The organism is Streptomyces bathyalis, from assembly GCF_015910445.1.
In the GTDB taxonomy this organism is placed as follows: domain Bacteria; phylum Actinomycetota; class Actinomycetes; order Streptomycetales; family Streptomycetaceae; genus Streptomyces; species Streptomyces bathyalis.
Map to the genome: position 1 here is coordinate 5703720 of NZ_CP048882.1, position 13087 is coordinate 5716806.

Consider the following 13087-nt stretch of genomic DNA (forward strand, 5'->3'; position numbering starts at 1 on the left):
GGGTCAGCGGCGGTCGTCGGCGAAGAGCCCGTGCCGGTTGGCGAGGACGATGGCCTGTGCACGGTCGCGCAGGCCCAGCTTCATGAGGATGCGGGTGATGTGTGTCTTCACCGTCGCCTCGCTGATGAAGAGCCGGGAGGCGATCTCGGCGTTGGACTGTCCCTGGGCGAGGAGTCGCAGGACCTCCCGCTCGCGGCCCGTCAGTTGGCCGTACCCCGGTGGAGGGGTCGGGTCGGGCGGCGGGTTGGCGGTGTAGCGGCTGATGAGCCGGCGCGTCATCGCGGGGGACAGCACGGCGTCGCCGCTCGCGGCCGAGCGGACGGCCTGCTGAATGAGCTCGGCGGGGGAGTCCTTGAGGACGAATCCGTCGGCTCCCGCCGCCAGCGCCTGATGCAGATAGCTGTCGAGCCCGAATGTGGTGACGATGACGATGCGCGGGGTCCGCGGCCGGGAGTGCAGAGCGCGGGTGACGGCGATGCCGTCGCTGCCCGGCATCCTGATGTCGAGCAGGACGACGTCGGGGTTCAAGTGAGCGGCCTGTGCGAGGGTTTCGGGCCCCGAGGCCGCTTCCCCCACGACGGTGAGGTCGTCCGCGGCGTCGATGACCAGGGACAGGCCCCCGCGGACGAGGGGCTCGTCGTCGGCGATCAGGACACGGATGGCGTTCACGCGGTTTTCCTCGGCAGCTCGACGGCGAGGACGAATCCGCCGTCCTCGCCGGGTGACGCGTCCAACGTTCCGCCGAGGGCGGTCACGCGCTCCCGCAGGCCGATCAACCCCGTGCCGGTTCCCTGGACGACGGAGCGAACAGGCGCGGCCGGAGCGCAGTTGACGACGGTGACGGTCAGGCCTCCGCCGTTCGCGCACACCGTGACGTCGACCTTGCTGCCGGGCGCGTACCGGACCGCGTTGGTGAGTCCCTCCTGGACGGTGCGGTAGGCGGCGTGACCCAGGCTCGGAGGCTGGCCTGCACCAGCGGGGACAGGAGACAGGCTGATGTCGAGTCCGCTGCCCCGGGCCCCCTCCACCAGAGCCGGCACGTCGTCCAGTCCCGGGCTCGGCGCGGACGGTCCGGTGCCGCCGCCGGGATCGTCGTCGTCCTCACGGAGGATGTGCAGCATCGCGCGCAGATCCTCCGTGGCCCGGCGGCCCGTCTTCTCTATGGACGCGAGCGCGGTCTCCGCGGCCTCGGGCTGAGCGCGGGCGATGAGGCGGGTGCCGGTGGCCTGGAGCACCATCAGCGTGACCGCGTGCGCGACGGTGTCGTGCAGATCGCGTGCGACGTCCTGGCGTTCGGCGGCGACAGCAGCCTGTATCCGGGCCTCCCGCTCCCGTTCGGCCTGCCGGCGGGCCTCCGCCTCGCGGGCGAGCCGCTCGCCCGCGCGCCCGGAACGGCCGAGGAGCCAGGCCGCCCACAGGGCCACGCTGACGAACAGCCCGTCACCGAGCGGATCCGAGTTGACGGCGATGGGGCCCGCCCATTCCTCCGTCAGGGCCAGTCCCAGCAGGAGGAGCGCCGCCCATCGGGTCGAGCTGCAGCGCCCGGCGCAGTGGGCGGCCACCAGCACTCCCAGCAGCGGCATCGCGAGATGCGTGGACGGCGTGAGCCACGTGGTCTGCGCCATCGCCGCGGCCAGGCCCATGACGACGGTGAACCCCGGATGCCGGCGCCCGGCGACGAGCGGCGCCGTCATCCCCGCCCCGCACAGGACGTTCGCCCACAGCGGTCCCGTCAGGTCGGGCGACACGGCTGTCTCGCGGGCGGCGACCAGGGTGAACAGCAGCGCCGCGAGGACGCCCCAGGCGGGGCCCTTCGCGGCCTTCGCGCGGGCTCGTTCCGCCAGGTCCCGCCACCGACCGGTCACGTGGTCAGTCTAGGAACGCCCCGGGCCGTGCGGGGCGGCTCTTCGTACGACGAAGGTCGCACTCGGGCCGTCGTCGGCGCCGCTCACAACGAAGCGTGGCTACGACCGAGGTCGTACGGGGCGATGAGAGCTCCGGCAGACGCCTGCGAGGTGCCGCTCTCCATACGGTCGGGTGCGTTTCCGTCCGACAGGAGCCATACGCCATGCAAGCGTCCGCACCCCGGCCTTCGCAGCCGCAGCCCTACCAGGCCAACTCCCCGGCGCCCGCCCCGTTCACCGCGCCCGAAGCCCCCGGATCGGGCCCGGGTCCGGCGGCCCCGGCGGACGGCAGACGCCTGGCCGACGTGGACGCCCTGCGCGGCTTCGCCCTGCTGGGCATCCTGGTGGTCAACGCCACCTACTTCGCCTCGGTGTTCCACGGCACGGGGATCGAGGACCCCGCCTTCACATCCCGCACCGACACGGTCGTCGGCTGGTTCGTCTCCACGTTGCTCGAGACGAAGTTCTACCTGCTGTTCTCGTTCCTCTTCGGCTACTCCTTCACCCTGCAACGCCGGGCAGCGGCCCGCCGCGGAACGCGCTTCACCGCCTCCATGCTCCGCCGCCTGGCCATGCTGGCCGTCATCGGTGCCGCACACGCCGTACTGCTCTTCACCGGCGACATCCTCACCACCTACGCGATGCTCGGCCTGATACTGCTGTGCCTGGGCAGGCTGCGGCCGCGTACCGCTGTCCTCGTGGCGGTCGTGCTGCTGACCCTGACCGCCGCCGTCTATGCGGGACTTGGCGCGCTCCAGGCCGCCGCCGGCGGACACGGACCTCCCGACGCCGCCTCGATCACCGCCGATGCCCGCAGCCTCGCCGGACAGCTCACCGGAAACCCCGGCCAGGTCGTCGCCGCGCATCTTCGGGACCTGCCCGACACCGCGGCCGTCCTGTTGCTCTTCCAGGCTCCCGCGGCCCTGGCCATGTTCCTGCTCGGCCTCGCGGCGGGGACGTGCAACGTCCTCGCCGGCCCCCTCCGTCACTGCGCGGCCGCTCGCCGCATCCAGTGGATCGGCTTTCCCGTCGGACTGGCCGGGAGCGTGATCTACACCCACGCGGGGCTGCACGGCCCGGGCACCCCCTACGAGGCGTACGCACTGGCCGTCGACCTGCTCACGGCCCCCGCACTCACCGCCGCGTACGTCGTGACCCTCCTGTGTGCCCTCCACGGCCGCTGCGGTGAGCGGCTCACAGGTGTGCTGGCACCGGCCGGCCGGATGGCGCTGAGCAACTACCTTCTCCAATCCGCCGTGCTGGCCGTGGTGTTCACCGGCTACGGGCTCTCCGCCGTGGGGCGGCTGCACCCACCGGCGGTACTGGCGCTCGCCCTTGCGCTCTACCTGATCCAACTGCGGCTGTCCGCGCACTGGATGAGGACCCACGCCCACGGCCCCGTCGAATGGGTTCTGCGTGCCGTCACGGTGCTCGAATTCCCCGCCTGGCGGCGAATTGCAGGACGTCACAGCGGTTGAACGCGTCTCTCGGGTGTCCCCTTCGCGGGAGCCGGTCGCGGACCGACGGTCAACGGCAGCTGGATCGAATGACTCTCGTCACCTTCGTACGTCATTTCGGACTGCGATTGACCGAACGCCCCACGAACCACGTAAGGTGCACGGCTGGACAGTCACTGGCGATTCGGGTGGCATCGGCGCGTGAACGGCGCGGCGACAGCACCCAAGGGGAGGGGCCGGGATGACGGCGCATAGATGCTGCCCGGAATGCGGTGCGGAGTTGACCGCCGACGGGGGGAAGTTCTGTGGCTGCGTAGGCCCGTTCACGGCTGAGCACGTCGACCCGATGCACATACGCCCGTATGTGGACCTGCCGGAACCCGAAGACGAGGGGTCTCAGGCGCCCGACCTCGAACCCTTCGCCCGCTGCGGCCAGGGCGAGACGGCGGAGATGCCCGTGGTGCGCCCGTACGACATGGAGCCGGAGGAGTCCGCCACTTCGGGCATGCCCGGCGAGACCGGCGTCCTGCCGGTCCACGTCCACGGAGCCCCTCAGGGCGGCCCGTCCGCCACGCGGGGCGGCAGCCACCGCCGCACGAAGGGCCGTGGCAACTACGCCTACGGGCGGGACGAGGGTGACGGCAGGCGCCGCGGTCCCGCCAGGGTCGCGCTCGCCGCGGCCGGTGTCGTCGCGGCCCTGGGCGCCGGACTGCTGACGACGCAGGTATTCACGGACGACGGCGGCGGCGACGACCGCAGTCTCAGCACCGACGACACCGCTCTCCCGGACATGCCCAGCGGCGGCCCGACGAAGGACCCGTCGCGCACGGAGGAGCGCAAGAGCGACAACAAGCCCTCCGCGAAGCCGACTTCACGCACCGCCGGCCCGCGCGCCGACCGGGACAGCGACGGGCACACCGGCCGGGACCCCGCCCCTTCCGGCACGACTTCCGCTGCGCCCGGCACCCCTGGTGACTCGGACGGGCGCGGCAACGGCGGGGGTTGGGGCGGCGACCACGGCCGTGACCGTCCGCGCCCTCCTCAGGAGTCGACGCAGCCGGGCGGCGAGACGCTGCGCCCGGGTGACAGCGGCCCGGAGGTCGCCGAGTTGCAGCGGCGGCTCAAGCAGGTCGGTGCGCTCGACGACGACACCCCCGAGGACGGCGTCTACTCGCGGCAGGTCCAGCGCGCGGTCGCCCAGTTCCAGGCGCGCAACGAGGTGCGCGGGGACGAGTTCGGCGAGTACGGCCCCAACACGCGCCGAGCCCTGGAGTCCCAGACCTCGGGCTGACCGGCCCGCCTCGGGCTTCGGGGCGGACGCACAACCGCCGGACGGCACGGCTGGCGCTCACTCCCTTCTCTTTGTATCGTGATGAAACAAAGTGGTTCCGCCCGTTCCCCTGCGCCAGGCTGCCTGGCCCGCGGGTCCCCTGACCGGCGGGCGGGACCACCTTGGTTCTGTCTCCGTACGTGAGGGAGCCCGCGCCCGATGACGACACCGCAACCGCCCCTCACCGCCCGCGGGCTGCTGCTCGACATGGACGGCACGCTCGTGAACTCCGACGCCGTCGTCGAACGCGTCTGGACCGACTGGGCCCTCTCCAAGGGCGTCGACCCGGCCGCGGTGCTCAGCATCGCGCACGGCCGTCAGGGCTACATCACGATGGCCGACGTCCTCCCCGACCGGCCCATGCAGGTCAACCACGCGGAGAACGAGGAACTCCTCGCCCGTGAGACGCGCGAACTGGACGGCATCGTCCCGGTCCCCGGAGCACTCGCCTTCATGGCCGCTGTCGCAGGCGTGCCCCACGCGCTCGTGACGTCCGCCGACTGCGGTCTCGCGACGGCCCGCATGCGCGCGGCCGAGGTGCGCATCCCGGACGTGTGCATCACGTCCGAGAGCGTGAGCGCGAGCAAGCCGGACCCCGAGGGCTTCCTGAAGGGGGCGGCCGAACTCGGCCTCCCGCCGGAGGAGTGCGTGGCGTTCGAGGACTCCGGCGCGGGCATCGCGGCGGCGCGAGCGGCCGGGATGCGGGTCGTGGGTGTCGGGGCGCGGGCGGCCGAGCACCGGCCCACGGCCCACGTCGGCGACCTGACCCGGGTCAAGGCCGAGCCTCTGCCGGACGGAGGCATCCGGCTCGCCTTCACGGCCTGACCCGGCCCGGAGGCGGTCGGACTCGCGCGATCGGTGGCGGAGCGGGCAGGGCTGCTCGTCGGGTCCCGCCGGTCAGGGCTCGCGGCGGAACAGGGTTCGCGCGGTCAGGGCTCGGGGGACCAGGGCTCGCGCGGTCAGGAATCGCCGGTCATGGCTCGCGCGGTCAGGGCTCGCGCGGTCAGGAATCGCGAGTCATGGCTCGCGCGGTCAGGGCTCGCGGCGGAACAGGGCCGTCCACAGGAAGGATTCGCCGAAGTACGGGGACTCCGGTGGCTCGTCCCGCATGCGGCGCAGCTCGACCTCCGTCAGGCCCGAGAAGATCCGGCGCAGGGACTCCGGGGTGTATGCGAGACCTCCCTCCAGGCTCGAGCCACGGTAGAGGTCGGTGTCACCGGTCTCGCACCCCATCTCACCGGCCGCGAAGCAGCCGTCCTCCACGCTGGGATGTCCCGGTCCATCGCCACGCCCCCTCAGATTCCCGGAGATCGTAGGCCCGTCGGGGCCGGCGGGAGAGCGGGCCGGGAGGATCCGGCGGGAAGTGGCCGGAGGTGGCGGAAGGCAGGCGGGGATGTGCCGGAGGGGCTGCTTCAGCCGCTCACTGCCGTCGCTTGCGCCGGCACACCTCGCACGGGAACGGGCACGGCGCAGGGCTCACCACGGGAGCGGCAGTTCCTGTCCGTGTGCCGCCAGGGCGTGCCTGCGCAGCCGTACCCGCGCATCGGTCTCCGCGCTCCGGTCGTACTCCCTGGCCGCCTTCTCCACGAGGCCCATCAGCGTGACGCATACCGAGCACTCCCTGGCCGCCTTCACATTGCGAGTCATGTCCGACATGCGTGGATGTTCGCTCGTGCGGGAGCGGCGGCGCGTCAGACATCCCCCGGACGTGGCCAGTTGGCGTCATTCGGGTGGCGTTGCGGGCGTGCGGCCCGTCCGCTTGGGGGCAGGGCCCCCGAGGGAGCGGTTCGCCCGTGCGGTGCCGTGCGGTTCAGCCGGTCTTCGGGCCTGCCTGCTGGACGACCTCGAAGGACCAGACCGAGGAGCTCTCGGAGACGGGCTTGGGCCGGTCGCCGCCGCCCTGGTGGGCCGACTTCATCGGGCCCTCCATCCAGGCCCGGAACGACTCCTCGTCGCGCCACCGCGTGTAGACCAGGTAGTTGTCGGTGCCCTCGACGGGGCGGAGGAGTTCGAACCACTCGAAGCCGTCCGATCCCTCCACGGCACCCGCGCGGGACGCGAAGCGCTTCTCGAGGATCTCCCGTTGCTCAGCCGGGACCTGCAGCACGTTGATCTTCACGATGCTCATGCGTCCCATCCTGCCGCACCGCTTCCGAGTGCCCGTGAGCCGGTTCCCGGGGGTGGCCCGGCGGTACGAAGTCCGCCGGGGCGTCGAAGGCCGCGCGGCGGGTGGCGCGGCGCAGGGCACGCAGGACCGTGCTGCCGAGGGTGAGGACGAGGACCACGGTCAGCGTGGCGCGCGGCAGGTCCCAGCCGAGTGACGTGGCCAGGACGTAGGTGAGGAAGCGTGCCAGGTTCTCGGGCAGCGGGTCGCCCGGCACGAAGGAGATGCCCGAGCCGAGACCGGCGATGTAGGGCCAGCCCTGGAGGTTCATCACCAGCCCGTACAGCACCGCCGAGACCGCGCCGTACAGCGCGAGCATCAGCAACTCCGGCCTGCCGCGCAGACGTTCGGCGCCCGGCAGAAGCCCCGCGCCCATGGCGACCCAGCCCATCGTGAGCATCTGGAACGGCATCCACGGCCCGGCTCCGCCCGTGAGCAGCGCACCGGCGAACATCGACAGCGCACCCAGCACGAAGCCGAAGCCGGGCCCGAGGACCCGTCCCGACAGGACGATCAGGAAGAACATCGGCTCCAGGCCCGCCGTTCCCGCTCCCAGGGGCCGCAGCGCCGCACCGGCCGCCGCCAGCACGCCGAGCATCGCGACGGCCTTGGCGTCCATGCCGGTGTCGGCGATCGTCGCGACGACGACCGCCAGCAGCAGCGGCAGCAGCGCCGCGAAGAGCCATGGAGCGTCCCGCGAATGCGCCAGCCCGGATGCGGAGTCGGCGAGCAGGGGCCAGCCGAAGGCGGCGACGCCGGTGGCGCTGGTGAGCACGAGCGCGGCCACCGAGCGCGGGCCGAGGCGGAGGGCGCGCGGAGCGCGGCCGTGGGCGCGGGGCGACGTGCGCGATGCGGGGCGGGGCGCGGTGCGGGATGCGGTTGGGGGGTTCACTCCTTGACCCCTTCGGGGGAGTCGAGTGCCGCACGGACCTGGGAGACGGTGAGCCACCGCTCCGGTGCCAGCACTTTGGCGACCTGCGGTGCGAACGCCGGGGAGGAGGTGACGACTTCGCGGGTGGGGCCGTCCGCGACGACTTCGCCCTGCGCGAGTATCACGACGCGGTGCGCGACCTCCGCCGCCAACTCGACGTCGTGCGTTGCCAATACGATCGCGTGCCCCTCGCCGGCCAGCGCGCGAAGGATGCCGACGAGCCGGGACTTGGCCGCGTAGTCCAGGCCGCGTGTGGGTTCGTCCAGCAGGATCAACTGCGGCCGTGCGGTGAGGATCACGGCGAGGGCGAGCGCGAGCCGCTGGCCCTCCGACAGGTCCCGCGGGTGCGTCTCCCCGGCCACGTCCGGCAGCAGCGCGGCGACCAGGCCGCGGCAGGTGCCCGCTTCGGCCGCGGCGTCCTCGTCCGCTGCCGCGCACTCGGCGGCGACGGTGTCGGCGTACAGCAGGTCCCGCGGTTCCTGCGGTACGAGGCCCGCGTGCCGCAGCAGCCGCCGGGGATGTGTTTCGGCCGGGGCAAGGCGCTCGGGCCCGCCGACCGTCACCGATCCGCTGGTCGGCGTGTGAACTCCCATGAGCGTGCCCAGCAGAGTGGACTTGCCCGCTCCGTTGCGTCCCATGAGCGCGACGGTCTGCCCCGGACGGAGGGTCAGATCCACGCCGCGCAGCGCGGTGACGTGGCCGCGGCGGAGGGTGAGGCCCGAGAGCTCCGCCGCCGGGGCCGCGCCGGGGCCCGTGTCCGCCGCACCGTGTCCGGGCCGACGTGGCCGGGTCCTCATGGCCGCCCGGAGCCGGGCCAACGGGCCTGCTGCGTCGGGGAGTTCGCGGCCACCCCTCGGGGCGGGAGTGTGCGCGCCCGCGAGGTCGGTGCCCTCCCGGTCGGGGGCGCCGCCCGGCCGGCCGGTGAGCCGTTCGCGCAGCGGCCCCGCCATGCGGCGCGCGTCCCGCACGGACAGCGGCAGCGGCGACCATCCGGCGAGCCGACCCAGCGCGACGACGGGCGGCCGGACGGGCGAGACGCCCATCTGCTCGGCGGGATCGCCCAGCAGGGCGCGGGCGCCGGGCTCCGGCAGCAGCAGCACCTGGTCTGCGTAGTGGACGACGCGCTCCAGCCGGTGCTCGGCCATCAGCACCGTCGTACCCAAGTCGTGGACGAGGCGCTGCAGTACCGCGAGAACCTCCTCGGCGGCGGCAGGGTCGAGCGCCGAGGTCGGTTCGTCCAGGACCAGTACGCGCGGATGCGGGGTGAGTACCGAGCCGATGGCCACGCGCTGCTGCTGGCCACCGGAGAGGGTGGTGATGGGGCGCTCGCGCAGCTCGTTGAGGCCGAGGAGGTCGAGGGTCTCCTCGACGCGGCGCCGCATTGTGGCCGGGGGCAGCCCCAACGACTCCATCCCGTAGGCGAGTTCGTCCTCGACGGTGTCGGTGACGAAGTGCGCGAGCGGGTCCTGGCCGACGGTGCCGACGAGGTCGGCCATTTCACGTGGCTTGTGCGTGCGCGTGTCGCGTCCGGCGACGGTGACCCGGCCGTGCAGGGTGCCGCCGGTGAAGTGGGGCACGAGCCCGGAGACGGTGCCCAGCAGCGTGGACTTGCCGACGCCGGACGGGCCCACCAGCAGGCACAGTTCGCCCTCGGGGATCTCCAGGTCCACCTCCCGCAGGGCGGGCGGGGGCGCTTCGCCGGCCCGGGCGGTTGCCTCGCTGTCGTAGTGGACGGACACATGCTCGAAGCGGATCACCGGGCGGGCTCCTCGTGTACGGGCGACGACGCGACTGCGGACGGGAGCGGGGCGGGGTCCTGCACGGGGGCGGGCGCGACGAACGCGGGCAGCAGGGCGGCCAGCAGCCCGGCCGCGGGCCACAGTGGAAGCTCCGGTGCCGTCAGCGGCACCGCCGGCGGGTGCAGTGCCTCCGGGAACGCGCCGCCGGCCGCCACCATGACGGCGCCGGCCGCCGCACCCGAGGCGGCCGTCAACCAGGCCCGGACACCCCACAGTTCGGGACGGTAGCGGCTGCGGATGCTGCGCCGCCCGCCCAGCCGCAGCCCGGCCAGCGCCAGCAGCACACCGCCGAGCAGCACCGGCAGGCCGTACACCGCGCCCTGGGCCGACAGCAGCGCGTACGTACCGGCGCACACGCCGAGCAGCCCGCCGAGCGTGAGCAGGGTCGTCGTCCGGCGTACGGCGGGCGGCACTTGGGCGCTGCGCCCGTAGCCGCGTGCGTCCATCGCGGCGGCCAGCGCCACCGAACGCTCCAACGCGCCTTCCAGCACGGGCAGTCCGACCTGGAGCAGCGCGCGGACCCCCTTGTCCGCGCGCCCGCGCAAACGGCGTGCGGCACGCAGCCGCCGTACGTCCGCCACCAGGTTGGGCGCGAACGTCATCGCGACGACGACGGCGACGCCCGCCTCGTAGAGCGCTCCGGGAAGGGACTTGAGCAGTCGGGCGGGATTGGCGAGTGCGTTGGCGGCGCCCACGCAGACGAGCAGGGTCGCCAGCTTCAGCCCGTCGTACAGCGCGAACACCAGCCCCTCCGCGGTGACCCGGCCCCCGACGCGCACACCCCTCGCCCAGTCCGGCAGCGGCACTTCGGGCAGCGTGACGAGGACGTGGCTCCCGGGGATGGGCGAGCCGAGGAAGAAGGCGAAGAAGAGCCGGATGACGAGCACCACGAGCCCCAGCTTCAGGAACACGCCGTACGAACGGGCCCAGGGAGCGTTCGTGCGGCGTGCGGCGACGACATAACCGGCCACGGCGCACAGCAGCATCAGCAGCAGCGGATTCGTCGTGCGGGACGCGGCGGTCGCCATGCCCAGCGCCCACAGCCACCAGCCGCCCGGATGCAGGTCGAGGCCACGGCCGGCCTCGGGTGCGCGCAGCCGTTCCCTCATCGCCTCACCGCGTCCCACCCGGTCACCCGCGGCGCCGCGAACGGCGGACGGTCGCGAAGGAGAGCGCGGCGACGGCGGCGAGGCCCGCGGCGACGCCCGTCGCCGAACCGAAGCCGTTGCTGGAGTCGTCGCCTGCGTCGTCCTCCGCGCCTGCCCCGTTGTCCTCAGGCGTGTCGTCCTGCCCCGTGCCCTTGTCGTCGTCTCCGCTCTCGATCTGCTCGCCGCAACCGCGTTCCGGGTAGCCGTCGATGGCGCACAGGAGCGCATCGGAGTTGTAGCGCAGCGGCTTCGCGACATCCGCGAGGGCGTCGGCAGCCGTGGCGTCCTCGTCGACCTGCGCACAGGTGGTGCGCCGCCGCGGTGGGCTCTCGCCGCGAGGTGCGTGGGCCGGGGTGCCGAAGTCGATGGCGAGCGCGATCCGCTTGCGGCCCCTCTCGGCTTCGGTGCCGCCGCAGACGGCGGCGAACTCCGCCTCGCCGCGCGGCTTTTCCGCGTCCTTGGAGTCCTCGCTGAGCGCGAAGCGGAAACCGAGCACGGCGCCGTCCTCAGGGCGCAGAACGGACGGGCCCTGGGTGGCGTACGACCAGGCGGCGTTGCCGTCCTTGCCCTTCCGCTCCCAGAACGCCCAGTACCGGTAGCTGCCCGATCCCGACGTGCGCGCGGTCACCGCGGCGGGCGCCGCCGCGGTCGTCGTTGCCTTCGTCGCCTGAACGTCGGCGGCGCTCGCCGGTACCTGCACGGTGGCCGGGAGCAGCGCGAGTCCGATCACCGCCGCACCGCGCACCGCGCCCCAACGGCCAGGCGGGCCCGGCCTGTTCGCCGGACTCGATGCCCCGCCGGCGGTCACAGTCCCTGCCGCTTTCTGCGAGCGCTGATCAGGAAGCCGACGCCGACGCCCGCGGCCAGCCCAGCACCCAGCAGGGACCAGCGCAGCACGTCACTGCCGCCGCCTTCCTTCTTCGTCATCCCGCCGGTGGCCTTCTCGTCGGGCATGCGGGCGGGTTCCGGGCCGGTTGCGACGAGGCGGTCCAGGAGCTTCGTGCCCTTGAGCGTCGATGCGTCGCCGCCGGTCGCGTGCACGGCGAGCATGACGCCGGCGACCGCGGCGGGGTCGCTCTCGGCCTTGTCCCATGAATCGAGCTTTTCCGCCAGCCAGTTGAGCGGTTTGCGCGCCTCGGCGCGGTGGCCTGCCGCGGCGAGTGCGATGACGGCGTCGGCCGTGTTGGCGTAGTCGGGTGTGCCCTTGGCGCCGGGCGTCACCGCGAGCAGATGGTCACCGTTCTTCTCCAGCACGGACGTGAGGTGGGCGGCACCGGCGTCGGCGGCCTCGTCGCGTGCGAGGGGCTTGCCGCCGTCGCCCTTGCCGCACTTCAGCGGCTCGACCGGGCGGTCCGGCTTCCGCTCGGGCAGCAGTCCGGAGCCGGTCCCTGCGAGGACGGCCGCGGCCGTCGCGTCGTCGTTGGCGGCCAACTTCCCGTCCTTGTCGGGCTGGTACGCGAAGGCGCCGCGCTCGGCTGCCTTGGCATCGCAGCCGAGCTGGAGCGAAGTGAGCGCGTCGTACGGCGACTTGCCGTCCTTCGTTACCTTCTCCGGCGCCTTGCCTGCGGCGGAGAGGGCGCCGACGACGACGGACACCGAGTTCGCGTCGCTGGGACCGCCCGGGTTGTAGCTCCAGCCGCCGTCCTTGTTCTGCACGGAACGCAGCCAGGCGAGGGCCTTGCGCACCGTTGCGTCCTGGCTGCCGACCGCGGCGAGCGCCTGCACCGCGGCGCCCGTGGCGTTGGTGTCGCCCGGGGTCTTCTCGTCGCATGCGGCGCCGGGTTCGGCGCGGTACGCGGTGAAGGAGCCGTCGTCGCACTGCTGCGAGGTGAGCCAGTCCACTGCCGCGCGGGCCGGTTCGGCTCCGGCGGCGTCCAGCGCGAGGAGGGCCATCGACTGTCTCCACACGCCGTCGTACTTGGGGTCGGCCTTGCCGTAGAGCGCCTTCGGCGTCTTCTTCCCGCTCGCGGCGGCATCGGAAGCGGCGGACCTCGATGTGACCGATATCGAAGTGCCGGGCGCGGCAGCTGGGTTGGCGGGGCCGGCGAGCGAAGTACCGGACGCCCGGGGGGCGGAGCCGGCGGCCGACGCCACGGGTGCGGTGACGGCGCAGATGGCAGTGGCCGCTGTGACGGCTGTGATGCTCCGGCGCAGGAACATGGGGGGTGCCTTTCGGTGAGCGGTCCGCAGCTCCGCGCGGCCGCCCCGCCCGTACGGTGGCATGCGTGCGCTGCACGCGTACCGTCGGGCGGCACACCCGGCTCAGCTCCGTAAACCTCGACGGTTGGAGCCTGCCTCCGCCCATGGCGGCGGACACGGCTCCGCGAGCCTTGCTTCCGGCCGGGTGCTCCGGC

At 73.2% G+C, this 13087-nt stretch carries 12 protein-coding genes and 1 pseudogene; 3 read left to right on the plus strand and 10 right to left on the minus strand.

Translation table 11 applies throughout. The annotated features are described in order from the left end of the window. Positions 1-3: 3 nt before the first annotated feature. On the minus strand, positions 4-669 hold the full coding sequence (locus G4Z16_RS24710) for a response regulator (protein ID WP_197352855.1): 666 nt from the start codon (positions 667-669) through the stop codon (positions 4-6). Then, on the minus strand, positions 666-1865 hold the full coding sequence (locus G4Z16_RS24715; protein ID WP_197352856.1) for a sensor histidine kinase: 1200 nt from the start codon (positions 1863-1865) through the stop codon (positions 666-668). Before G4Z16_RS24715 ends, G4Z16_RS24710 begins: the two co-directional genes overlap by 4 nt. A 203-nt stretch (positions 1866-2068) precedes the next feature. Here G4Z16_RS24715 and G4Z16_RS24720 point away from each other — a divergent pair, with 203 nt between their 5' ends. The 3 genes from G4Z16_RS24720 to G4Z16_RS24730 all read left to right on the plus strand — a co-directional run bounded on the left by G4Z16_RS24720 (position 2069) and on the right by G4Z16_RS24730 (position 5516). Then, entirely contained in the window at positions 2069-3382 is a 1314-nt protein-coding gene (locus G4Z16_RS24720; RefSeq protein WP_246531041.1) for a DUF418 domain-containing protein, read from the plus strand. 220 nt (positions 3383-3602) lie between these two features. Beyond that, on the plus strand, positions 3603-4652 hold the full coding sequence (locus tag G4Z16_RS24725; RefSeq protein ID WP_197352857.1) for a peptidoglycan-binding protein: 1050 nt from the start codon (positions 3603-3605) through the stop codon (positions 4650-4652). 198 nt (positions 4653-4850) lie between these two features. Then, complete coding sequence (locus G4Z16_RS24730; protein WP_197352858.1) at positions 4851-5516, plus strand: HAD-IA family hydrolase; 666 nt, start codon at positions 4851-4853, stop codon at positions 5514-5516. 207 nt (positions 5517-5723) lie between these two features. On the opposite strand, the pseudogene G4Z16_RS24735 reads toward G4Z16_RS24730, so the two are convergent. The 8 genes and pseudogenes from G4Z16_RS24735 to G4Z16_RS24770 all read right to left on the minus strand — a co-directional run. After that, positions 5724-5942, minus strand: a pseudogene (locus tag G4Z16_RS24735) (SAM-dependent methyltransferase); the annotation flags it as partial. 225 nt (positions 5943-6167) lie between these two features. Further along, the gene (locus tag G4Z16_RS24740; RefSeq protein ID WP_197352859.1) at positions 6168-6347 is read right to left on the minus strand and encodes a hypothetical protein; all 180 of its coding nucleotides are present in this window, start codon (positions 6345-6347) and stop codon (positions 6168-6170) included. 154 nt (positions 6348-6501) lie between these two features. Further along, positions 6502-6819 (minus strand): antibiotic biosynthesis monooxygenase family protein, encoded by a 318-nt coding sequence (locus tag G4Z16_RS24745; RefSeq protein ID WP_197352860.1) that lies wholly within the window; start codon positions 6817-6819, stop codon positions 6502-6504. Then, a complete protein-coding gene (locus G4Z16_RS24750; RefSeq protein ID WP_246531361.1) occupies positions 6779-7642 on the minus strand; it encodes an ECF transporter S component in 864 nt (287 codons plus the stop codon). Before G4Z16_RS24750 ends, G4Z16_RS24745 begins: the two co-directional genes overlap by 41 nt. Before the next feature lie 101 nt (positions 7643-7743). Beyond that, a complete protein-coding gene (locus G4Z16_RS24755; protein WP_197352862.1) occupies positions 7744-9543 on the minus strand; it encodes an ABC transporter ATP-binding protein in 1800 nt (599 codons plus the stop codon). Continuing rightward, positions 9540-10694, minus strand: coding sequence for an energy-coupling factor transporter transmembrane component T (locus G4Z16_RS24760; RefSeq protein ID WP_197354882.1), 1155 nt, complete (start codon positions 10692-10694; stop codon positions 9540-9542). Before G4Z16_RS24760 ends, G4Z16_RS24755 begins: the two co-directional genes overlap by 4 nt. A 22-nt stretch (positions 10695-10716) precedes the next feature. Continuing rightward, positions 10717-11463, minus strand: a complete 747-nt coding sequence (locus G4Z16_RS24765) for an SCO2322 family protein (RefSeq protein WP_246531042.1) — start codon at positions 11461-11463, stop codon at positions 10717-10719. Positions 11464-11537: 74 nt separating this feature from the next. Further along, positions 11538-12893, minus strand: coding sequence for an SCO2321 family membrane protein (locus G4Z16_RS24770; RefSeq protein WP_197352864.1), 1356 nt, complete (start codon positions 12891-12893; stop codon positions 11538-11540). Positions 12894-13087 lie beyond the last annotated feature (194 nt).